Genomic DNA, 24,576 nt, shown 5'->3' on the forward strand with positions numbered 1-24,576 from the left:
AGAGCTTTTTACATTTACATAGAGGAGCGCTTTTATGGTTATATTAAATCAAAGATTAAAAAAAGTAAGTACATATATAATAGGGGATTGTTTAGCGGATATTGGTTCAGACCATGCATACCTTCCGATTTATGCGATTGAAAACAATTTAGTCAAAAATGCAATTGCTGGAGAAGTTATCCAAGGACCATTTGAAGCTTCGAAAAAAAATGTTGTGGAACATGAGTTAAGTAATCATGTCGATGTTAGACTAGGTGATGGATTGTCGATATTACAGTCAAATGATCAAGTTAATTCCATCACTATATGTGGTATGGGTGGACCGTTAATAGCTAAAATCCTTGAAGAAGGTAAAGAGAAATTAACTGCCCATCCGAGGCTTATTTTACAAAGTAATATACAATCTAGTGCGATTAGAAATTTGTTAGATTCCATGCATTACAAGATTATTGAAGAAGTTATTTTAGAAGAAAAAGGGCATATATATGAAATAATAGTGGCAGATTATTTTGAACAACAAACACAAACACTTACTAAATCAGAAATAAAGTTTGGACCGATTTTATTAAAAAAGAAACATGAATTATTTTTTAAAAAATGGGAAAGAGAACGACAGGCATTGCAAAAAATCAAAGATCAATTGAACACTGAAAAACATCGTGAACGGCTAAATGAAATTAACAACGAAATCAATTTAATTAATGAGGTGTTGTAAATGAAAATTAAAACGTTACTCCAAGTAATAAATCAGCATGTACCATTTGAAACTGCAGAGTCATGGGATAATGTTGGCTTGTTAATCGGAGATGAATCTGCTGAAATTTCAGGTGTTTTAACCGCGCTAGATTGTACTAATGAAATTGTTGATGAAGCAATAAACCAATGTTTCAATACAATTATTTGTCATCATCCACTCATATTTAAAGGTGTTAATAATATCATTCAACAAGAAGGCTATGGTGCTATCTTACGAAAATTAATTAAAAATGATATTAATTTAATTGCTTTACATACAAATTTGGATGTTTATCCAAAAGGTGTTAATGCAATGTTAGCAGAAAAGCTTCAATTGAAGAACCAACATATTTTAAATCCAGAAACTTTAAAATACTATAAGGTACAAGTGTTTATACCTGAAGAGAATCTTAAAACATTTAAAGATGCATTGAGTGATGCAGGTTTAGCTGAAGAAGGAAATTATAAATATTGTTTCTTTGAAAGTTCAGGGAATGGACAATTCAAGCCTACTGGTAGTGCCAATCCACATATTGGCTCAATAGATAAAATTGAAGAAGTAAAAGAATTTAAATTAGAATTTATGATTGAAGCATATCAAAAAGATTTAGCAGAACAATTAATTAAAAATAATCATCCATACGAAACACCAGTTTTTGATTTTATAAAAATGGAAAAAGAAGCGAATTATGGTTTAGGTATGATTGGTGATTTAGAATCCGAGATGGATATATCTACATTTGTGAAGCATGTCAAAGCGAATTTGGCAATGCCAAGTGTAAGATATGTTGGTAATTTAGATCAAATTATTAAGAAGGTTGCGATTATTGGTGGTTCCGGTATTGGATTTGAGACTCAAGCCGCTCAACAAGGTGCAGATATCTTTATCACTGGTGATATTAAACATCATGATGCATTAGATGCAAAAACTGCTGGTATTAACTTATTAGATATTAACCATTATAGTGAATATGTAATGAAAGATGGTTTGTGTAATTTATTAATAGATTGGTTTAACCCAGATGATATTACTTTTGAAATTAAGTCATCTAACCTCAACACAGATCCATTTAATTATTTATAATTGCCATGCATGTTACTATCAAGAAATAAAATTTATTTTAGTCAATGACTAGTAATCTTTTTCTAGGCTGTGCATCCTTATGTTCCAGCTTCACTTACATTTAAATTATATTTGATAACTGCCAATTTAGTATAAAATAATTAGTTCAAAATCGTTTGCGAATGCTTTATAATAGAAAAGATGAAGATTTAAGGAGGCCAAATCATGGCAAATCACCCATTCGATAAGTTTAATTTAGACCCAAGTTTAATTGACGCGGTACGAAATTTGAACTTTAATCAACCTACAGAAGTACAAAATAGAGTTATTCCAAAAATATTAAAACAAGTAAACTTAATTGGACAATCTCAGACAGGCACTGGAAAATCCCATGCCTTTTTATTACCACTGATACATTTAATAAATGTCGATATTAAAGAACCACAGGCAATCATCGTTGCTCCAACAAGGGAATTAGCGCAACAGCTATTTGATGTCGCTAGTCATTTAGCTGATTACAAAGGTGATTTATCTGTTAAACTTTTTATTGGTGGCACAGATATAGAAAAAGATAGACAGCGCGCTAAGAATCAACCGCAACTTATTATAGGAACACCAACTCGGATAAACGATTTAGCTAAACATGGAGATTTGCATGTGCATTTGGCTTCTTATTTAGTTGTGGACGAAGCTGATTTAATGATTGATTTAGGATTAATAGAAGAGGTAGACCACATTGCTACACGTTTAGATGAATACTCCCATATAGCTGTGTTTAGCGCTACTATTCCTAAATCATTACATCCATTTTTAAATAAATATTTAGAAAATCCTGAATACGTCGAAATTGAAAATGTTCAAAAAAATAAAAAAAATATTGAATTCTATTTAATTCCGACAAAGGGTGAAGCAAAGATAGAAAAAACAATAAAACTCATTGATATTTTAAATCCATATCTATGTATTATATTTTGTAATAGTCGTGATAATGCAAACGAACTTGCAGACCAGTTAAATACTGCCGGTTTAAAATTAGGTATGATACATGGTGGTTTAACGCCAAGAGAGCGTAAACAACAAATGAAGCGTATTCGTAACTTAGAATTTCAATATGTTATTGCAAGTGACTTAGCATCGCGTGGAATAGATATTGAAGGCGTAAGCCATGTGATTAACTTTGATGTACCAAATGATATCGATTTCTTCACGCATCGTGTTGGACGTACAGGTAGAGGGCAATACAAGGGCGTGGCGATTACCTTATATAGCCCTGAAGAAGAAGAAAACATAGCGTTAATAGAACAACGAGGTTATCAATTTGAAAATGTTGATATAAAAAATGATGAGTTATCGCCAATTAAAGCACACAATACACGTCAATCACGTAAGAATAAAGATGATCATTTAACAAATGAATTAAAAAATAAAGTGAAGAGAAATAAGAAAAAAGTAAAACCTGGCTATAAGAAAAAATTCCAACGTGATCTTGAACATTTAAAACGTCAAGAGCGTAAAAAATACAGTAAGAAACAAAATCGTCAAGCCAGAAAAAATAAATAAAGGATTGGTGACTACTATGTTATTAGGATCTCATGTATCTATGAATGGTAAAAAAATGTTGGCAGGTTCAGCTGAAGAAGCACATAAATTCGGTGAATCTACTTTTATGATTTATACAGGTGCACCACAAAATACAAGAAGAAAGCCAATAGAAGAGCTAAATATTGATCAAGGACAAGAATTAATGCAAACGTACGGTCTTTCAAATATTGTAGTACATGCACCTTATATAATAAATATTGCAAACACTGTCAAACCACATGTGTTTAATCTAGGCGTAGAATTTCTACAAAGTGAAATTGAAAGAACGCAAGCCATTGGTGCTAAAGACATAGTATTGCACCCTGGCTCACATGTGGGAGAAGGTGCGGACGCTGGTATTAATAAAATCATAGAAGGTCTAAATGAAGTGCTGACGAATGACAATAATGTACGCATTGCACTTGAAACAATGGCTGGCAAAGGTTCAGAAATTGGAAGAAATTTTGAAGAAATCGCTCGGATTATAGATGGTGTCAAACATAATGAACGTTTATCTGTGTGTTTCGATACATGTCATACTCATGATGCAGGCTATAATGTAAAAGAAGATTTTGATGGTGTGTTGAATGAATTTGATAAGATAATAGGCATAGATAGAATACAAGTTGTTCATGTAAATGATAGTAAAAATGATATTGGTGCTCATAAAGATAGACACGAAAATATAGGTTTTGGTTATATCGGATTTGATGCCTTAAATTATATCGTTCATCATGATACGTTTAAAAACATTCCCAAAATACTTGAAACACCCTATGTTGGTGAAGATAAAAAGAATAAAAAACCACCTTATAAATTTGAAATTGAAATGCTTAAACAACAACAATTTGATCCAAGTTTAAAGGATAAAATTTTAATGCAATAATACTAAAAAAATGAATTATAATCAAAAATGTGAAAAATTAGATAAATGTATTTAAAGGATGACATAGTGAACTCAATTCAAAATGAGTTTCTAGATCATCCTTTTTTTGTTAATTCGTAAACATTACTATTTACATAATTGTTTGCAAGTTGTATAGTATAGAACGAGGTGAAAAGATGACTACTCCAGTGTTCGAATTAAAAAACATCGATTATTATTTTGAAAACAAAAAGTATTAGAAAATATTAATATTAAAATTAATAAAGGACAATTTTTGGCTATAGTTGGACCTAATGGTGCCGGTAAATCAACTTTGCTAAAAATTATTTTAGGATTGTTACCGTTGCAAAAAGGTGAAATACTTGTAGATGGTAATGTATATAATGGAAAACAATCTTTATACAAGATCAGTTATGTTTCACAAAAAGCTCAAGCTTTTAAAGCAGGTTTTCCTGCAAGTGTTAAAGAAGTCGTGATGAGTGGGCTGACGAAACGTAAAAAGTTATTTCAGTGGTTTAATAAAAAGGATGAAAATAAAGTGGAAGCCGTATTAAATCGATTGAATATAGGCCATTTAATTAATAAAAATATTGCCGAATTATCTGGTGGACAACAACAACGTGTATTAATTGCACGAGCGTTGATCAGTAACCCTTCAGTCCTTATATTAGATGAACCAACTAACGGTATAGATGCAAAACACGTTAGTGAATTCTATGAAACACTAGAAACTTTAAAAAATGAAGGCGTAACTATCATTTTGGTTACGCATGATATAGGTGTCGTGGCTGATACTGCTACAGAAGTAGCATGTTTAAACAAGCATCTGCATTTTCATGGCACGACAGAGGATTTTAAATCGTTAGATGAGGTAGAAATATCTAAAATATACGGTCATCCTATACAATTTGTAGATCACCAACATAATAGGGAGTGTTGTTCATCATGATTGAGGCATTATTAAATTTTGATTTTATGAGATACTCTCTATTAAGTGGTATTTTGATTGGTTTTATTGCCCCATTAATTGGTGCATTTATTGTTGTACGAAGGCTATCATTAATTGCAGATGCTTTAAGTCACGTTACACTTGGTGGTATCTCATTCGGGATGTTTTTCGTGACTATTGCACCCGCACTAACTTTTATTAATCCAATGTGGTTTGGGATATTGTTCGCAGTCATTGGTGCGTTATTGATTGAAAAACTTAGAACATCGTATAGTAATTATCAAGAAATTGCGATTCCTATTATAATGAGTGCAGGCATAGCATTAAGTGCCATTTTTATTTCACTTGCAGATGGTTTTAATCAAGAAATTGTTGGACTATTATTTGGATCAATCAGTGCTGTAACTATCAGTGATTTATCAACTATTATCGCAATCGTTATTATTGTATTAGCATTTATATTGTTATTTTATAAGGAATTATTCATTCTTTCATTCGATGAAGAATATAGTAAAGTGATAGGTATTCCGAAATGGATACAATTTTTATTTATTATTATCGTCGCGATGGTCATATCTGCTTCTATGAGAGTCGTAGGTATTTTATTGGTAAGTGCATTAATTACATTACCGATAGCTATAGCAATGCGTATGACAAAAGGATTCAAACAACTTATTATATTAAGCGTGTTAATTGGTGAATTTTCAGTTATAGCAGGGCTAGTATTAGCATTTTATATGAATATTTCCCCTGGAGGCGTAATTGTCGTATTACTTGTACTTTTATTAGCAATGATGATGTCATATCAAAAGTTTAAATTTAAAACTGTGAAAGGGGCTATTAATAATGAAAACAGATGAAGCAATTAACATTCTAAAAGCAGAAGGACACAAGTATACAAATAAAAGAAGAGATATGATAAATGTTTTTATAGAAGAAGATAAATACATTAACGCAAAACATATACAGCAAAAGTTAGACAAAGATTATCCAGGTATCTCATTTGATACAATATATCGAAATTTACATTTATTTAAAGATTTAGGCATCGTTGAGGGTACCGAACTCGACGGTGAAATGAAGTTTAGAATAGCATGTACAGATCACCACCATCATCACTTTATTTGTGAATCATGTGGTGATACAAAAATTATTGATTTCTGTCCAATTGAGCAGATAAAGGCTTTTTTACCAAAAGTCGATATTCACACACACAAATTAGAAGTATATGGCATATGTGAATCTTGTCAGCATGCTTAAAATTTTTAGCGTGTATCTAATGTAAAATAGCACCTATCGACGCTTATTACTAAAAAGTTCCCTTCAAAATATAGGTCATTAGTCTGAATTTTATTGAATTTTTAAAATACTTTGTCCTTTATGTTTAAAATCCACTATTTTGAGATATAATAGTAAAGGAACTAAAGATAACAAATATAATTTTATGACTTTTGAATAAGTTTGTAAGCATATTCATTGTTGTAATCATTTTTAGTTGTTATGCTTTATTTACAGATTAATTAGGAGGATGATTATTTATGGCTTTTGAATTACCAAATTTACCTTATGGTTCTGACGCATTAGAACCACATATTGATCAACAAACAATGGAAATCCACCATGACAAACATCATAACACTTATGTTACTAAATTAAATGCAGCAATTGAAGGTACTGATTTAGAATCTAAATCAATTGAAGAAATTGTAGCAAATTTAGACAGTGTACCAGAAAATATTCAAACAGCTGTTAGAAATAATGGTGGTGGACACTTAAACCATTCATTATTCTGGGAATTATTAACTCCAAACTCTGAAGAAAAAGGAACTGTAGTTGATAAAATTAAGGAACAATGGGGTTCTTTAGATGCATTTAAAGAAGAATTTGCAGATAAAGCTGCAGCTCGTTTTGGTTCAGGTTGGGCTTGGCTAGTTGTTAATAATGGCAATTTAGAAATTGTTACAACTCCAAACCAAGATAACCCATTAACTGAAAGTAAAACACCTATCTTAGGCTTAGACGTTTGGGAACATGCTTATTATCTTAAATACCAAAACAAACGTCCAGAATATATTAGTGCTTTCTGGAACGTTGTAAATTGGGAAAAAGTTGATGAATTATATAATGCTGCTAAATAATTAAGCTTCTATTTTTGACGGCCTTACACAGGTCGTCATTTTTTTATTTAAAATAATAGAAATCTGTATCAATTTCATATATCATTTAAAGTGATCACTTTTGAATAGAGGTATGTTGTTTTGCTAAAAAGATTAAAGGAAAAATCAAACGATGAGAAAATAAGAAATACGATGAATAAAAGAATAAGCTTTGTGTTTGGTCTAATTGTATTTATTTTTGCAATAATTGTCTTACGATTAGGTTATTTGCAAATTGCACAAGGCTCTCATTATAAACAATTAATTAAAAATAGTGAGAATTTAACTGTTAATGAAGCTGTTCCGAGAGGAAGAATTCTCGATAGAAATGGTAAAGTTCTAGTAGATAATGCATCAAAAAAAGCTATCACTTTTTCTCGGGGAAGAAAAACTTCTCAATCAGAGGTTTTAAAAATAGCTACTGATTTATCAAAACTTATAAAAATGGATACCGATAAAATCACAGATCGAGATAAACAAGATTTTTGGATTTTGAAACACCCTAATCAAGCTGACGAATTAATGAAAAAAGAACAAGCATTGTTAGATGATGGGAGTATTTCTCAAGAAGAATATGATGAAACGTTACATAAAAAAATTGGAAAGCAACAATTTGATTCATTTTCAGACAAAGATTTACAAGTATTAGCGATATTTAGAGAGATGATGTCAGGTTCTGCATTAGATCCTCAAATGATTAAAAATGAAGATGTTACTGATGAAGAATATGCTGCAGTGTCACAAAAACTTTCTGATTTACCAGGGGTTAATACAACAATGGACTGGGATCGAAAGTATCCATATGATGATACATTACGTGGTATTTTTGGTGATGTCTCTACGACACAAGAAGGTATTCCAAAAGAATTAACAGAACAATATTTGTCAAAAGGTTATTCAAGAAATGATCGTGTAGGAAAATCTTATTTGGAATATCAGTATGATGATATTCTCAAAGGTAAAAAGAAAGAAATGAAATATACAACAGATAAATCAGGAGAAGTTATTGACTCACAAGTGATTCATAAGGGGTCACGCGGAGATGATCTTGTTTTAAGTATTGATATTGATTTGCAAAAGAAAACTGAAGAATATTTAGAAAAACAAATAAGCAAATTACGTAGTGAAGGTGCTAAAGATATGGACAATGCTTTAGTGGTTGTTCAAAATCCGAATAATGGCGATATTTTAGCAATGGCTGGTAAACAAATTGATAAAAATGGTGATTTAACCGATTATGATATCGGAACTTTCACATCACAATACGCTGTTGGATCGTCTGTTAAAGGCGGAACATTACTTGCTGGTTATCAAAACAATGCAATTAATGTGGGCGAAAAAATGGTTGATGAACCATTGAAATTTTCTGGTGGTCTTTCTAAACGTTCATACTTTAACCAAGATGGTAAAGTAACTATAGATGATAAAGAAGCTTTAATGCATTCATCAAACGTATATATGTTTAAAACAGCATTAAAAATTGCAGGTTCACCATACGCGCCAAACATGTCACTACCTACTGATATCTCAGAAGCAGGTCAAAAATTACGAAAAGGACTAAATCAAGTTGGTTTAGGTGTTAAAACAGGTATCGATTTACCAAATGAGACTGGCGGACAAATAGAACCGCTAACAGATAATCCGGGTAATTATTTAGATTTGGCAATTGGACAATATGACACTTATTCACCGTTACAGTTATCACAATATGCTTCCACGATTGCGAACAGTGGTTATAGAATTCAACCACATATTGGTTTAGAAATCAGAAAAGCAACAAATAAAGATTCATTAGGACCCGTGAAACAAAAAGTAAAAGGCGACGTATTAAATAAAGTTAACAATACATCAGATCAAGTTAAGCAAGTGCAAGAAGGTTTCAAAATGGCATATAATGAAAAAGAAGGTACAGGTTATCAAAGTTTCAATGATACTGTTGTGCCTTCAGCTGGTAAAACTGGTACAGCAGAAGTATTCCAGGACGGTAAACCAAAAGTAAATTCAACTTATGTAGGTTATGCACCAAGTAATAATCCTAAATTAGCATTTTCAATTGTATATACAAATCAACCTGTTCCAGAACCTTGGCTTAATGGTGGTGACTTAGGTAGAGACATCATTAACTATTATTTTAAGGAAAAAGATAAAAAATAAAATTCATATAACTCATTTTTAAGTTAAAAACCTATGGGTATGGTATATATGAAAAATAATACTTTTCAATTTTATAACTAAATGGTATGATAAATAAGTCGTATTTTGAAAAGGTAAGGAGGAATTAGCATGCGCGTAAACGTAACACTAGCTTGCACAGAATGTGGGGAAAGAAACTACATCACAACAAAAAATAAACGTACTAATCCTGAACGTATCGAAATGAAAAAACACTGTGCTCGTGATAACAAACATACATTGCACCGTGAAACAAAATAATTAAATTTTTAACCAGATTCTAATTTTAGAATCTGGTTATTTTTTTATTAAAAATATTGAAATGACAGTTTGATGACATAATATATTATTATCGTTATAATAAAAGAGGATATAAAATGGGAAGGTGTCATATATGAGTAAACATAAGTTAAGAAAAGAAACCATAAATAAAATGAAACAATTTTCGGATCAAGATCAAAAATTATCTGCTGATCAATACTTAACACAACAATTAATGAATACATCTGAATATAAATCGGCATATCGTATTGGAGTTGTCCTCTCAATGCAACATGAAGTAGATACTTATCCCATCATTTCGAAAATATTAAATGATGATAAAAAAGTATTTGTACCAGAAACTAATTATAAAAATAAAACAATGTCATTTAAGGAGTTAGATAATTTATCAAATATTGCACCTGATGATAAAGGAATTAATTATGTTACAAGTGACACAGAAATAACAAATGATTTAGACCTATTGATCGTGCCTGGTGTAGTATTTAATAATAAAGGTTATAGAATCGGCTATGGTGGCGGCTATTTTGATAAATTTTTATCACAACATCAGCAGCCAACAATAAGTTTAATTTATGACTTTCAAATAAATGATTTTGAAATAGAAGCACATGATCAACCAGTGCAAAAACTAATTATAGCGACTACAAATTAATGGAGGGAAAAATGATTACAGAAAAGCATTTTTGGAAGTCAATTTATACTTGGATAAAATATTTAAATTATCAAGTTGTGCATCGTAATCAAGATGATACTGAAGTTTGGCTTGCAAATAAAAGAAAGCAATCCGTTGCAATATTTAAATTTGGTGCTAATTCTACACAAGAAGTAAGATTTGATAAAAGTAGAATCCAAGACCATGAAGAAGATATAATTACATTTTTAGGTTTTAAACCCCATAATTATAATTTATATATATATACCGATAAAACATTTACAAATGAAAATTTAGATGAGCTAAAATCAGTTAAATTCAAAGTAAAAATTTTACGTCAAAAAGAGCATATAGATCAAATAATGCCCAACTTTTTTGTGAAGTTTGTGTTTAATCGCGATGCGAACCATACAAAAGGTTTTTATAAACAAAGAGCATTAAATAATAATCCTATTGAAAAACATATGCTAAAATTTGCACCAGTTACATATTTATTAATAATAATTAATATTATTATCTGGCTTTCGATGGTATTATTGTTAAATCGATTTTCTGATTTAAAACTTTTAGATGTTGGGGGTCTTGTACATTTTAATGTTGTCCACGGAGAATGGTACAGACTCATTACATCCATATTTTTACATTATAACTTTGAACATATATTAATGAATATGCTAAGTTTATTTATTTTTGGAAAAATAGTAGAATCTATCGTTGGGCATTGGAGATTTTTAATTATTTATTTTGTTTCTGGTTTGTTTGGTAATTTTGCTTCATTATCTTTTAATACAGACACCGTCTCCGTTGGTGCAAGCGGTGCTATATTTGGTCTGATAGGTGCCATTTTCGCTTTTATGTATATTGGTAAACAATTTAACCAAAAGTTGATTGGTCAATTGCTAATTGTTCTTTTCATCCTAATTGGCGTTTCATTACTAATGCAAAATGTAAATATTGTAGCACATGTTGGTGGATTTATTGGTGGTTTATTGATAACACTTATAGGATATTATTTTAGAATTAATCAAAATAAATTCTGGTTTTTTCTAATTGTAATGATTATTTTATTTATTGCAGCACAAATTAGGATTTTTACGATTCAAGAAGATAATATTTATAATACAATCATTGAAAAAGAAATGAAAAATGGCAATTATAAAAGTGCTGAAGATATGGTACAACATACGGTGAATAAAAGTTATGCTGATGATGAAACATACTACCTAAAAGGACTAATTAATGCGACAACTGATTCAAAATCAGAGGGTATGGCATCATGGGAAAGAGGTTTAAGAAACTTCCCAGATTCTGCATTATTAAATTACCAACTAGCGGTTGCAAATAGATCCATCGATAACAAAGATAAAGCAAGAAAATACATTAAGTCCGCTTTGAAATTAGATCCAACAAATAATGATTATATAAATTTAAATAAAGAATTGAGCGATGACAGTGATTCATGAGATTAATACTTTTTATGATGTTCAACAACTTTTAAAAAATTTGGTTTTATTATATATTTTAAGGATAAAAATGATATTTATGAAATGATGGAACAAGAGCTTCATTCACTATATTCCTATAATTTAATTTCTAAAGATGATTATATTAAGTCCAAATTAGTGATTAGTCAAAGAAAAAATGAACACTGATTTTACGAAAGTTTTATGAAAATGTAGTTACTGACATTATAGATATCTACCAAAATAAAGTGATAAAATATTGAAACTAAATAACAGCAATCATGCAAGTGCTGATATAATGTATCTTTATATTCATTATCATTGCATTTATGAAATGAAAAATATTAATATAGATATATATGTTTTATACAGAGAAAAATATATTTTAAGGAAAAAGACTACTATGTTGACACGTTAATCGTTAAAATCGTCTATTGACGAAACAAGGATTCAATTTAGCATTCCTTAAAAATAAGAGAAGGATGAATAAAATACATGAAAAAAATTATCTTAGCAGCAGATATTGGTGGTACAACTTGTAAGCTAGGTATATTCGACGAACAATTAGAACGAATTGAAAAATGGTCTATAAAAACTGATACGTCAGATGTTACAGGTTATGCACTTTTGAAAAATGTTTATGAATCTTTCGTTGAACATGTTGATAATTCAGAATTTGTTTTTTCAGATGTTTTAGGTGTTGGTATAGGTATACCAGGACCAGTGAATTTTGAAACAGGTGAAGTGAATGGTGCCGTTAACTTATATTGGAAAGAAACAGTTAATGTCAGAGAAATTTTCCAACAATTTGTAGACTGTCCAGTTTATGTTGATAACGATGCCAATGTTGCAGCATTAGGTGAAAAGCATAAAGGGGCAGGACATGGCGCAGACGATGTGGTTGCAATTACATTAGGCACTGGCCTTGGAGGCGGTATTATTTCTAATGGAGAGATTGTACATGGTCATAATGGCTCTGGTGCTGAAATTGGTCATTTTAGAGTTGACCATGACCAACGCTTTAAATGTAATTGCGGGAAATCAGGTTGTATTGAAACCGTTGCTTCTGCGACCGGCGTTGTCAATTTAGTGAATTTTTATTACCCTAAATTAACGTTTAAATCTTCGATACTTCAATTAATAAAAGATAATGAAGTTACCGCGAAAGCAGTATTTGATGCGGCAAAAGCTGGAGATCAATTCTGTATCTTTATTACAGAACGCGTGGCTAATTATATTGCATATTTGTGCAGTATTATCAGCGTAACAAGTAATCCTAAATATATTGTTTTAGGCGGAGGAATGTCAACTGCTGGTTTAATATTAATAGAAAATATAAAAACAGAGTACCATAATCTAACTTTTACACCAGCACAACAAGGTACAGAAATCGTTCAAGCTAAACTAGGCAATGATGCGGGCATTACTGGTGCTGCTGGTTTAATTTATACTTATATAATTGAAAAGGAAGGTGTGAAATAATGGCTATAGTAGATGTAGTAGTTATACCTGTGGGTACGGAAGGACCAAGTGTTAGTAAGTATATTGCTGAGATACAAACAAAATTAAAAGAATTTAAAGCACAAGGTAAAATTGATTATCAATTGACACCAATGAATACTTTGATTGAGGGAGATTTACAAGATTTATTTGAAGTTGTTCAAGCAATCCATGAATTACCATTTGATAAAGGTATTGATAGAGTTTGTACTAATATAAGAATTGACGATCGAAGAGACAAATCTCGAAAAATGAATGACAAACTAAAATCTGTTGAAAATCATTTAGATAGTGGAGGTCACTAACAATGCAAATATCTAGTTTAGCATTGGGCTTAGTTAAAACGAATACTTATTTTATTGAAAATGATAAGAATGTGATTTTAGTAGATCCAGCGGCTGATTATGAATTAATTATAAAAAAATTAAATCAAATTAATAAACCTGTCATTGCAGTATTATTAACACATGCACATTTTGACCATATCGGGGCTTTAGATCAAATCGTTGATAAATTTAATGTGCCTGTTTATATGCATCCTAGTGAGTTCGATTTTTTAACTAATACAGAAAAAAATGGTTCACAAAAGTTTAAACAATATGGATTAACACCTGTCATTAGTCATGTATCACCACAAAAAATTGATGAAGGCTCTATGGAAATTGAGGGCTTTAAATTTAAAGTACTTCATACACCTGGACATTCCCCTGGTAGTTTATCTTTTATATTTGATGATTTTGCTGTAGTTGGAGATACTTTGTTTTATCAAGGTATAGGAAGAACTGACTTATATAAAGGCGATTATGAAACTTTGGTTGACTCTATATTAGATAAATTGTTCAAATTAGAGGATGACTTACCATTATTCCCAGGACATGGGCCATATACAACGATAGAAGACGAACAACTTAATCCATATTTGCATGGTTAGTTTTATTTCATAAAGTAATATTAACACCTCCTACGTGTATTATTGTAGGAGGTGTTTTTTTGAAGTTACTCTTTAAAAATATCATTGATAAAGCAATTAAGGAAAATGTATCAGATGTACACTTTATTCCAAACCACAAAAAGGTATACATTAAATTTAGAAAAAAAGAATATTTAAACACTATAGAAACGATAGAAGTCAATATTTATAGGAAGTTGCTCACATATATGAAATATCAAGCAGGTTTAGATGTATCAACACACAGCACCGCACAAAGTGGAAGATACGCTTACAAACTTAAACAATTATACTATTTAAGAGTTTCAACTTTACCTTTATCTCTTGGATTTGAAAGTTGCGTAGTGAGAATTATACCTCAATATTTTCAAAGTTCAGCAAAAGCACTTAGTATAAATCAATTATTTAAACTAGTCCATAAAAAACAAGGTTTAATACTGTTTAGTGGACCTACTGGGTCTGGCAAAAGTACGCTAATGTATCAACTGATAGTGCACGCAAAGGAAAAATTAAATGTTAATATAATTACTGTAGAAGACCCTGTAGAACGTTTGGTTGAAGGTATAACACAAGTTTCTATTAATGAAAAAGCAGGGATTAATTATGCTAATTCATTCAAGGCGATTTTAAGATGTGATCCAGATATTATACTTATTGGTGAAATCAGGGATGCTATGATTGCTAAACAAGTTATTCATGCAAGTTTAAGTGGTCACTTAGTACTTTCAACGATACATTCAAATAATTGTAAGGGCGCATTGAGTAGATTATTAGAAATGGGTATAAGTATTCAAGAACTACGACAGACGGTATTAAGTATTATCAATCAGAGATTAGTAAACACCTCAAAAGATGAACGTTCTTTAATTTATGAACAATTAACTCGAGAAGATATAGCATTTTATTTTGAAAATCAACTTACACTTCCAAGCACATTCAAAAATTTGTCGTATAAATTGAATGAAATGGCAAAAGAAGGGGAAATTTGTGAAGAAACACTTAATAGATATCTTTAGTTCACCTCGATTTATGATTATCAGTGAAAAAAACCAAATTGAATTACTTCAAAGATTACATGATTTACTTCAGCATGGATTCACATTATCAGCATCATTTAAATTTTTACTACAACACTTAACAATAAAAGCACCAAAAATAGTGACTCAGATTAATACTCGTCTAGATCAAGGCGCACAATGTTACGAAATATTATTGTTACTAAAATATCCCAAAATTATTATCATGCTAATATATTTTTCAGAGTTATTCAGTGAACTCACATCAACATTACCACATGCCCAAGACTATTTAATTCGAAATAACAAAGCAAAGCTACAACTACTAAAAACACTTCAATACCCTTTGCTATTAATTACAATTTTTATAGGTATGTTAATCATTTTAAATCATACTATTATACCTGAATTTCAATCTCTCTATAATAGCTTTGATGTTGAAATTTCAAAAACACAATTAATTTTATCATCTTTATTAATATATTTACCTAGAACACTTTTTATTATTTTATTTATCTTCTTAATTTTTTCTTACTTATTTTATATATCTACAAAAAAACTACCCATTAACTTAAAGTACAAAATTATATTAAAAATCCCGATTTTACGTACTTTTTTCAAATTTTATAAAACTTATAGACTTTCTACTGAATTTGCATTGTTTTATAAGAATGGTGTGAACTTACAATCAATCGTTGATATTTATTCTAAACAAAAAAATGACTCATATTTAATTTATCTTGCTAGAAAATTGGCAACAGGTACACAAAATGGCTATAAGTTAAGTGAAATATTAAAAAAGATTTCCTGTTTTGAAGAAGGCTTGATTAACTTTATTGAGGAAGGCGAAAAGATAGGAAAGCTAGACATAGAATTAAAATTATATAGTGAAATTATATTTACAAAAATTGAACGCTATCTGCAACGATTAATTAAATTTATACAACCAACTATATTTTTAATGCTAGGCATCTTAATCATTGCGCTATATTTAGTGATTATGTTACCTATGTTTGATCTAATGCAAACGATTAAATAATAAGATTTGGAGGCTTTTAATGAATAAACTAAAACAATTTTTTAATAAACGTGCTTTTACTTTAATTGAGATGCTCCTCGTACTTTTAATTATCAGTTTATTACTGATATTGATTATACCCAATATTGCAAAACAATCTTCACATATTCAAAGTACAGGTTGTGATGCCCAAATAAAAATGATTGAAAGTCAAGTTGAAGCATATACTTTAAAACATAATAAAAAACCACAATCTATAGATGAATTGATTGCGGATGGCTATATTAAAGAAAACCAAAAAAATTGTAAATCAGGTGCTACTATCACAATTAACAATGGTGAAGTAATTGCAAACTAGTAAAGCATTTACATATATCGAGATGTTAATGGTTATGGCTATTATTAGTATCTTATTAATTGTTCAAGTCAATCATATACCTATTAATGATAAAAAAAATAATGCGAACAATAATTTTATGAATAATTTAATCACTCAACTCAATTATTTAAAATCTAAAGCAATAAAAGATGATAAGTCTATAACACTTATATTTAACGACTATTCAAATAAAATTATAGTTAGAGAACAGTCAATTGAAAACAAAGATATACTATTTCCACCAAATACATTTGTACATCCTAAAAGTAATATAAAATATTTAACATTTAACAATAAAGGTAATATAAATAAATTTGGTAGTGTCTTACTTTCAGTTGATAATGAAATTTTCAAACTAATATTTCATATTGAAAAAGGAAGATTAAGATATGAAAAAATTAAACATTAACGGTAGTATACTTATGGATGCATATATCGCTTTTACTTGCATGCTTATAATGTGTAGTGTATTTTTGCCTATGGTTTTAGAACTAAATCATACTTTTAATGATAAAATTGAAAACATAAGTATGAAAAGAATCATATTATTAGCTTTGAAATATAATGATAGTGAGCGTTTAATAAACGGCGTAAATATTGACGATTATAAAATAAAATTAACTAATTCTAATTTATGCATAAAAACAAAGGATAATAATAATGAAAAATGTTTTCACAAGTAAATATTCCAGCTTTACTTACATCGAAGTATTATTTACATTATTTATAACTATATTAATATTTACTATGCTACCTCTATTATATAAATCAATCGTTCCAACAAAGAATCAATCTAATTTAGAATCATCAATTGATATAGAATTTTTTCAAGAGACATAACTGAAGCAATGTTACAAAACAATTCAAAAGCACTTGAAATTGATAAAAGCGGCCGTATTTTAAAATTTAACATAAGGAAAAATATTATAAGGTACGAGTTTAAAAATAATAAGATTATTAAAACTGTAAATAACACAGGAAACATTACCTTATTAAACAATGTAAAAAATGCGCAATTTATATTACTAAAAAATAAGCATTTAAAATTAAAATTGAAAATGTATTATACAGGGGGTTCCTTTGAAAAGGCAGTTCAATTCTAATATGAAAGGATATATATACCCTTTTGTGATGGTTATTTATATGCTATATTTATCACTAATAGCAAAATATACTTCTCAATTTAATCTTCAACTAAAAACGCTTGATAACATTGAATCATATTATGATAAACAAATTAAATTACAATTACAAAAGGAAGATATTTTTGAAAAATAAAATTAACACACCACTGATTTTAATAGGTTTTATGGGGACAGGAAAAACAACATTAGGAAAATATATTGCACAAAACAATCAATTAAGTTTTGTAGATTTAGATGAATTTATAGTGCAACAAGAAGGAAAAACAATACCAGAAATTTTTGAACAATTAGGTGAAAAAGGATTTCGCAATTTAGAGTTTAAGTATTTAAAAAAATGTGCGAACCAATTTGACGTCATTGCTACAGGCGGGGGTATCATCGAAGGCAATGATGCATTTAACTTATTAAAAGAACAAAAACATGTTATATGGTTAGATTGCGACATAGAAATTCTATACGATAGAATTAAAAATGATAGTAATAGACCCAATGCGAATAATAAACCGTTTTTTAAATTAAAAAGCTTGTATTCAACTAGAGTTTCAAGATATAATGAAATCGCATTCATCAAAGTGAATAGTAATAAGTCGCTTCCAGTTACATATAAAAAAATATTGGAAACGATGAAAGCGAATGACCAGTATTAGAGAGAATGGTTAATCATTTATATAACCATCGCCGAAGGTGCAAGTTTAACGAAACTCTCAGGCAAAAGGATAATACTGAGACGCATTCCTGGATTTATTGACAGGGTAGGCTTAGTCTACTCTGTCTTTTTTTAATATATTAATAGGGGGTTTAGCAATGGTAAATGAATTAAAACGCACACCACTTTATCAAAACTTTGTGGATCTCGGTGCAAAAATTGTTGAATTTGGTGGTTGGGCTATGCCAGTTCAATTTTCAAGTATTAAAGAAGAACATAATGCTGTAAGAACTAATATGGGCTTATTTGATGTAAGTCACATGGGTGAAATTTTAATAAAAGGTTCTGAAGCAGATCAATTAGTACAATACTTGCTTTCAAATGACACTGACAATTTAGACACAACAAAGGCGCAATATACAGCATTGTGTAACGAGCAAGGCGGTATCATCGATGATTTAATCACCTATAAACTCAGTGAAAAAGCATATTTATTAGTCGTAAATGCTGGAAACACAGATAAAGACTTTGAATGGATGAAAAAACAATCTGAAAATTTTGATGCTGAAGTCTTAAATGTATCAACAGATTATGGCCAATTAGCTATACAAGGTCCAAATGCACGTGATTTTGTTCAAAAGCATGTGAAACAGAATATATCAGAAATGTCTCCTTTTGAATTCTTACAAGATGTTGAATTCTTTGGTAAAAACGTAATATTATCCCAATCTGGTTACACAGGTGAAGATGGATTTGAAATTTATTGTAAATCAGATGATACACCATTTTTATGGGATTCAATATTAGAATTTGACGTAGAACCTTGTGGTCTTGGTGCAAGAGATACATTAAGATTAGAAGCTGGTTTACCACTTCATGGACAAGACTTAAGTGAATCAATTACACCATATGAAGGTGGAATTGCATTTGCTGCTAAACCATTAATTGATGCCGATTTTATAGGTAAAAAAGTGTTGAAAGATCAAAAAGAAAACGGTTCTAAAAGAAGAACAGTTGGCATAGAAATGATTGATAAAGGAATTCCAAGAACAGGTTACACTGTTTATGATATCGATGGAAATGAAATTGGAGAAGTTACTTCAGGCACACAATCTCCATTAACTGGTAAATCAATTGGTTTAGCTATAATTGATAGAGATGCATTTGAAATGGGCAAAGAGATTATTATTCAAATTAGAAAAAGACAAGCAAAAGCAAAAATTGTGAAGAAAAATCAAATCAGTAAATAATTTAAAGGGGTGTTACCGTGAGTCATCGTTATATTCCATTAACAGATCAAGATAAAAATGAAATGCTAGAGACAATTGGTGCTGAATCAATCAGCGAATTATTTGGAGATGTTCCAAAAGATATTTTATTAAATAGAGAGTTAGCTATTCCCGATGCTGAATCTGAAACCACATTAACAAAAAGACTTAATAAAATTGCTAGTAAGAACATTACTAAAGAAACACATACTTCGTTTTTAGGTGCAGGCGTTTATGATCATTATGCCCCAGCAGTAGTAGATGCAATGATTTCGCGTTCTGAATTTTATACTGCATATACACCTTATCAACCTGAAATTTCACAAGGTGAATTACAAGCTATCTTTGAATTTCAAACTTTAATTTGTGAATTAACAGATATGGATATTGCAAACTCATCTATGTACGATGGTATGACAAGTTTTGCAGAGGCTTGCATTTTAGCATTTAATCAAACGCGTAAAAATAAAATTGTCGTTTCAAAAGGCATGCATTATCAAGCATTACAAGTCTTACACACATATGTAAAAACACGTGAAGAATTTGAAGTTGTTGAAGTTGATTTAGATGGCACAATTACAGATTTAGAAAAACTTGAAAATGCTATTGATGATGATACTGCTGCAGTTGCAGTCCAATATCCAAACTTTTATGGTTCAATTGAAGATTTAGAGAAAATACAGTCATATATCGAAGATAAAAAAGCATTATTTATTGTTTATACAAACCCAATCGCACTAGGGTTATTGACACCACCAGGTAGTTTTGGTGCAGATATTGTAGTTGGAGATACACAACCATTTGGTATTCCAACACAGTTTGGCGGTCCACATTGTGGCTTCTTTGCTACTACTAAAAAACTCATGAGAAAAACACCTGGTAGACTTGTTGGACAAACCGAAGACCAAGATGGAAACCGTGGTTTTGTGTTGACACTTCAAGCACGTGAACAACATATTAGACGTGATAAAGCAACATCAAATATATGTTCAAACCAAGCATTAAATGCATTGGCTTCATCAATTTGTATGTCTGCTTTAGGAAAACAAGGTATTTACGACATTGCAGTTCAAAATTTTGAGAATGCAAACTATGCTAAAGAACAATTTAAGCAACAAGGATTTGAAGTTAGCAATGGCACATCATTTAATGAATTTGTAGTAAAATTCGATAAACCAGTTAAAGATGTAAACGATGCTTTAATTCAAGAAGACATAATAGGCGGATTTGATTTAAGTGAAATAGGAGAAAACTTCGACAATCATATGTTAATTGCAGTTACAGAATTACGAACTAAAGATGAAATTGATACATTTGTTAAGAAAGCAGGTGAAATAAATGGCAGTAAGTAAATCTAGTCCATTAATTTTTGAACGTTCTAAAGAAGGTCGTTACGCGTATTCTTTACCTAAAAAAGAAATTGATAATGGAGCAGTTAACAAGCTATTAGATGACAAATTTATTAGAAAAAACAAAGCTGAATTTCCCGAAGTGGCAGAACTAGATTTAGTGCGTCATTATACAGAATTATCAAATAAAAACTTTGGTGTTGATTCAGGATTTTATCCATTAGGTTCATGTACCATGAAATATAATCCAAAAGTAAATGAAAAAATAGCTAGAATACCTGGTTTTGCTGAATCACATCCACTACAAGATGAATCTCAAGTACAAGGTTCGCTAGAAATTATTCATAGCTTACAAGAAGAACTCAAAGAGATAACTGGTATGGATGAAGTCACTTTACAACCAGCAGCTGGTGCACATGGAGAATGGACAGCACTGATGATTTTTAAAGCTTATCATGAAAAAAATGGTGAAGGACATCGTAACGAAGTCATCGTTCCTGATTCTGCACATGGTACAAACCCTGCTTCAGCGGCATTTGCTGGATTTAAAGCTGTTACAGTAAAGTCAAATGAACGTGGAGAAGTTGATATAGAAGATTTAAAACGCCTTGTCAACGAAAACACAGCTGCAATTATGCTTACGAATCCAAATACACTAGGTATTTTTGAACAAAACATCATGGATATTCGCAATATTGTACACGAAGCTGGTGGATTATTGTATTATGATGGTGCCAACTTAAATGCAATCATGGACAAAGTTAGACCTGGAGACATGGGCTTTGATGCTGTTCATTTAAATTTACACAAGACATTTACTGGACCGCATGGTGGTGGCGGACCTGGTTCAGGACCAGTTGGTGTTAAAAAAGAACTTGCAAGTTTCTTACCAAAACCAATGGTAATTAAAGAAAATGATGTGTATAAATACGATAATAATATCGAGCATTCAATCGGACGTGTCAAACCATTTTATGGTAACTTCGGTATTTATTTAAGAGCATACACATATATTAGAACTATGGGTAATAAAGGACTTGAAGAAGTTTCAGAAGCAGCAGTACTAAATGCAAACTATATTAAAGCAAGATTAAAAGAACATTTTGAAATTCCTTATGAACAATATTGTAAACATGAATTTGTTTTAAGTGGCTCAAAACAAAAAGAATATGGTGTACGAACACTAGATATGGCTAAACGTTTACTTGACTTTGGTGTACACCCACCTACTATCTATTTCCCATTAAATGTAGAAGAGGGTATGATGATTGAACCTACTGAAACAGAATCTAAAGAAACTTTAGATTATTTCTGTGACACAATGATCGAAATTGCGAATGAAGCAAAAGAAAATCCCGATAAAGTTTTAGAAGCACCTCATACAACGATTATTGATCGATTAGATGAAACAAAAGCTGCTCGTCAACCAGTATTAAAATTTGAGCATTTAAGATCAGAAAAATAATTTTTAAAATGACATATTAAAGGATTTTTTGAATTGATAATCAAATTATGTATGAAGCATTCAATTCAATTAAAAATTAATAACTTGATATAAACCTCATTTAGAGAACAAAGGGCTAATCCGTATTAATGAACTGCACCCTGTCAAGTAGACAGTGAAAAAAACAAAATGTTTATGGCTACCTTATATTTACGATATAAGGGTAGCCATTTTTAATGTTATTCTTTCTTGATTAAAAAATTCTATATATGAATTAATTGCTTTTATTGCTGTAGCCTTGTCTTTAAAAATCACTTTTTTTCTTCCTCTAAACAATTCACTTTTAATAGTTCCCCATACACCTTCCATAGGCCCATTATCTATGCAACATCCTGGTCGTGACATACTTTGTTTTATACCAAGTTGCTCTAACGTAACTTTAAATAATCTGCTTGTATATTGATATCCTCTGTCGCTATGCAAGAGTATACCTTCGGTATTCGGCACAAGTTTGACTGCTTTTTTGAGCGTATCTAATACAAATTTATTGTTATTTGAGGTACTTAATTTATGACTGATAATCTGTTTGCTGCCTAAGTCATAAATAGCACTTAAGTAAAGTTTTTACCATTGCTGAGTTTGAATTCTGTAACGTCAGTTAACCATTTTTATTTGGGATTTGTTCTTCAAATTTTCTATTTAATATATTATGTGCTGTAATTTCAGGTGTTGTTTTAATATATCGTTTTCTTTTAGGGCGGATAGTAGATTTTAGATTAAGTTGATTCATCAATCTATAGACACGTTTATGATTTACTTTTTGATGTAGTTTAAGTCTTAAATATATGTATATACGACGATATCCATATATGCCTTTGTATTTATTGTAGATATCAACGATATCTTTGATCAATTTTTGGTTTTCAATTTCTTTATTTGATGGTTTGCGATGTAACCATTTATAGTAACTTGAACGTGATATCTTTAATACTGAACATAACCAAGCTATCGGATAAAGGTTTTTAAATGCTTTTACCGTTTGGTATGATGCTTTTGTCTGATGCCTGTTTCATCAACTTCCTTTCTATTTCTTCTTCCTTTTTAAAACGTCATTTTCCATTTGAAGAAATTTATTTTTCTCTTTAAGTATCTTAATTTCAGCTTTTAATGCCTCTTCAGGTGTTAATACAGACTGGGGTTTCCCTTTTCCACGTCCATCTTTAAGCCCATCATACCCATGCAAGTTGTACTTTTTTACCCAGTTATATACTTGGCTATAATTGATGTTAAAATGATTTGCTGTTGTCTTATACGATTGGCCATGATTCATATAATAATCAACGATTTCTACACGATCTTCAAATGTTAATGATTTATATTTCAATTGATACACCTCGGGTTTTGGAGAATATGTTTTTAATATTTTACCCGATAAATACTTTGAAATCCATTTGTTTACAGTTGAAGTAGTGGGGATATTATATTTAACTACTAAATCAGTTAAAGATAGGCCATCATTTATATATTCGTTCACAACTTTAAGCTTAAATTCATTTGAGTAGGTATTATTTCTTTGAATTGGTAAAAGCACCTTTATTCCATGCTTCTTAAATTTATAATAGTTAATCAATAATGTTCTAGGAGAACAATTTAAATTTAATTTTTGAATTACATTTTTCATACTATATCCTTCTTCATATAAGCTGAAAGCTTTTTGATAAGTTTCAGGTGATAATTTTCTATGAGTCATAAAAAGCTCCCTTCAAAGTTTACATTTTTAAGTGTCTACTTTGAAGGGAGCTTATCATTAAATTGGATTGGCCCTTTATTCTCTATAAATCTTATGAAGTTAATTGTGTGAATTTACTTGGAAATATTATAAAATCACTGCCTTTCACCATGTATTTAAATTCATTCAAA

General features: G+C 30.2%; 24 protein-coding genes, 3 pseudogenes and 1 riboswitch. Of the genes and pseudogenes, 26 read left to right on the top strand and 1 reads right to left on the bottom strand.

Annotated elements, in window-relative coordinates:
• Positions 1–34: 34 nt before the first annotated feature.
• The 26 genes and pseudogenes from JG554_RS06415 to gcvPB all read left to right on the top strand — a co-directional run bounded on the left by JG554_RS06415 (position 35) and on the right by gcvPB (position 22,677).
• On the top strand, positions 35–715 hold the full coding sequence (locus JG554_RS06415) for a tRNA (adenine(22)-N(1))-methyltransferase (RefSeq protein ID WP_070039379.1): 681 nt from the start codon (positions 35–37) through the stop codon (positions 713–715).
• The gene (locus JG554_RS06420) at positions 716–1,819 is read left to right on the top strand and encodes a Nif3-like dinuclear metal center hexameric protein (RefSeq protein WP_070039377.1); all 1,104 of its coding nucleotides are present in this window, start codon (positions 716–718) and stop codon (positions 1,817–1,819) included. It begins immediately after the preceding gene.
• Positions 1,820–2,023: 204 nt separating this feature from the next.
• Positions 2,024–3,358, top strand: a complete 1,335-nt coding sequence (locus tag JG554_RS06425; RefSeq protein WP_070039375.1) for a DEAD/DEAH box helicase — start codon at positions 2,024–2,026, stop codon at positions 3,356–3,358.
• A gap of 16 nt (positions 3,359–3,374) precedes the next feature.
• Positions 3,375–4,265 (top strand): deoxyribonuclease IV, encoded by an 891-nt coding sequence (locus tag JG554_RS06430; protein WP_070039373.1) that lies wholly within the window; start codon positions 3,375–3,377, stop codon positions 4,263–4,265.
• Between the two features lie 176 nt (positions 4,266–4,441).
• Positions 4,442–5,214: pseudogene (locus tag JG554_RS06435) on the top strand (metal ABC transporter ATP-binding protein).
• Complete coding sequence (locus JG554_RS06440) at positions 5,211–6,074, top strand: metal ABC transporter permease (RefSeq protein WP_046208159.1); 864 nt, start codon at positions 5,211–5,213, stop codon at positions 6,072–6,074. Before JG554_RS06435 ends, JG554_RS06440 begins: the two are co-directional and overlap by 4 nt.
• Entirely contained in the window at positions 6,061–6,474 is a 414-nt protein-coding gene (locus JG554_RS06445) for a Fur family transcriptional regulator (protein WP_070039370.1), read from the top strand. Before JG554_RS06440 ends, JG554_RS06445 begins: the two co-directional genes overlap by 14 nt.
• 278 nt (positions 6,475–6,752) lie before the next feature.
• Positions 6,753–7,352: a superoxide dismutase gene (locus tag JG554_RS06450; RefSeq protein ID WP_203265394.1), complete on the top strand. Its 600-nt coding sequence runs from the start codon at positions 6,753–6,755 to the stop codon at positions 7,350–7,352.
• A 120-nt stretch (positions 7,353–7,472) separates the two neighbouring features.
• A complete protein-coding gene (locus tag JG554_RS06455) occupies positions 7,473–9,524 on the top strand; it encodes a peptidoglycan D,D-transpeptidase FtsI family protein (protein ID WP_070039368.1) in 2,052 nt (683 codons plus the stop codon).
• Between the two features lie 129 nt (positions 9,525–9,653).
• A complete protein-coding gene (gene rpmG / locus JG554_RS06460; protein ID WP_019469354.1) occupies positions 9,654–9,803 on the top strand; it encodes a 50S ribosomal protein L33 in 150 nt (49 codons plus the stop codon).
• Between the two features lie 133 nt (positions 9,804–9,936).
• Positions 9,937–10,479 (top strand): 5-formyltetrahydrofolate cyclo-ligase, encoded by a 543-nt coding sequence (locus JG554_RS06465; protein ID WP_070039365.1) that lies wholly within the window; start codon positions 9,937–9,939, stop codon positions 10,477–10,479.
• Between the two features lie 11 nt (positions 10,480–10,490).
• Positions 10,491–11,942, top strand: a complete 1,452-nt coding sequence (locus tag JG554_RS06470) for a rhomboid family intramembrane serine protease (RefSeq protein ID WP_070039363.1) — start codon at positions 10,491–10,493, stop codon at positions 11,940–11,942.
• Positions 11,926–12,131 (top strand): annotated as a pseudogene (locus JG554_RS06475) (YqgQ family protein). The gene JG554_RS06470 and the pseudogene JG554_RS06475 overlap by 17 nt, the downstream one beginning before the upstream one ends.
• Before the next feature lie 306 nt (positions 12,132–12,437).
• Positions 12,438–13,424 (top strand): glucokinase, encoded by a 987-nt coding sequence (locus JG554_RS06480; protein ID WP_070039362.1) that lies wholly within the window; start codon positions 12,438–12,440, stop codon positions 13,422–13,424.
• Positions 13,424–13,747: an MTH1187 family thiamine-binding protein gene (locus tag JG554_RS06485; RefSeq protein ID WP_046208167.1), complete on the top strand. Its 324-nt coding sequence runs from the start codon at positions 13,424–13,426 to the stop codon at positions 13,745–13,747. Before JG554_RS06480 ends, JG554_RS06485 begins: the two co-directional genes overlap by 1 nt.
• Before the next feature lie 2 nt (positions 13,748–13,749).
• Entirely contained in the window at positions 13,750–14,373 is a 624-nt protein-coding gene (locus JG554_RS06490) for an MBL fold metallo-hydrolase (protein ID WP_046208168.1), read from the top strand.
• A gap of 59 nt (positions 14,374–14,432) precedes the next feature.
• Positions 14,433–15,407: a competence type IV pilus ATPase ComGA gene (comGA, locus tag JG554_RS06495; protein ID WP_046208169.1), complete on the top strand. Its 975-nt coding sequence runs from the start codon at positions 14,433–14,435 to the stop codon at positions 15,405–15,407.
• On the top strand, positions 15,379–16,446 hold the full coding sequence (comGB, locus tag JG554_RS06500) for a competence type IV pilus assembly protein ComGB (protein WP_070039361.1): 1,068 nt from the start codon (positions 15,379–15,381) through the stop codon (positions 16,444–16,446). Before comGA ends, comGB begins: the two co-directional genes overlap by 29 nt.
• Before the next feature lie 19 nt (positions 16,447–16,465).
• Complete coding sequence (comGC, locus tag JG554_RS06505) at positions 16,466–16,783, top strand: competence type IV pilus major pilin ComGC (protein ID WP_070039360.1); 318 nt, start codon at positions 16,466–16,468, stop codon at positions 16,781–16,783.
• Positions 16,773–17,213 (top strand): competence type IV pilus minor pilin ComGD, encoded by a 441-nt coding sequence (comGD, locus tag JG554_RS06510; protein ID WP_052722073.1) that lies wholly within the window; start codon positions 16,773–16,775, stop codon positions 17,211–17,213. The genes comGC and comGD overlap by 11 nt, the downstream gene beginning before the upstream one ends.
• Positions 17,194–17,487: a hypothetical protein gene (locus JG554_RS06515; RefSeq protein ID WP_070039359.1), complete on the top strand. Its 294-nt coding sequence runs from the start codon at positions 17,194–17,196 to the stop codon at positions 17,485–17,487. Before comGD ends, JG554_RS06515 begins: the two co-directional genes overlap by 20 nt.
• A gap of 165 nt (positions 17,488–17,652) precedes the next feature.
• The gene (locus JG554_RS13360; protein ID WP_203265209.1) at positions 17,653–17,907 is read left to right on the top strand and encodes a competence type IV pilus minor pilin ComGF; all 255 of its coding nucleotides are present in this window, start codon (positions 17,653–17,655) and stop codon (positions 17,905–17,907) included.
• Positions 17,908–18,029: 122 nt separating this feature from the next.
• Complete coding sequence (locus JG554_RS06525; RefSeq protein ID WP_260852391.1) at positions 18,030–18,596, top strand: shikimate kinase; 567 nt, start codon at positions 18,030–18,032, stop codon at positions 18,594–18,596.
• Positions 18,583–18,679: riboswitch (glycine riboswitch) on the top strand. Its footprint overlaps the gene before it by 14 nt.
• A 74-nt stretch (positions 18,680–18,753) precedes the next feature.
• The gene (gene gcvT / locus JG554_RS06530) at positions 18,754–19,845 is read left to right on the top strand and encodes a glycine cleavage system aminomethyltransferase GcvT (protein ID WP_064208915.1); all 1,092 of its coding nucleotides are present in this window, start codon (positions 18,754–18,756) and stop codon (positions 19,843–19,845) included.
• Between the two features lie 17 nt (positions 19,846–19,862).
• Complete coding sequence (gcvPA, locus tag JG554_RS06535; protein ID WP_046208177.1) at positions 19,863–21,215, top strand: aminomethyl-transferring glycine dehydrogenase subunit GcvPA; 1,353 nt, start codon at positions 19,863–19,865, stop codon at positions 21,213–21,215.
• Positions 21,202–22,677, top strand: a complete 1,476-nt coding sequence (gcvPB, locus tag JG554_RS06540; protein WP_046208178.1) for an aminomethyl-transferring glycine dehydrogenase subunit GcvPB — start codon at positions 21,202–21,204, stop codon at positions 22,675–22,677. The genes gcvPA and gcvPB overlap by 14 nt, the downstream gene beginning before the upstream one ends.
• 189 nt (positions 22,678–22,866) lie before the next feature.
• Here gcvPB and JG554_RS13365 read toward each other — a convergent pair.
• A pseudogene (locus tag JG554_RS13365) lies at positions 22,867–24,406 on the bottom strand (IS3 family transposase).
• Positions 24,407–24,576 lie beyond the last annotated feature (170 nt).

The sequence above is a fragment of the Staphylococcus sp. 11-B-312 genome (genome assembly GCF_016743055.1).
In the GTDB taxonomy this organism is placed as follows: Bacteria; Bacillota; Bacilli; order Staphylococcales; family Staphylococcaceae; genus Staphylococcus; species Staphylococcus ureilyticus.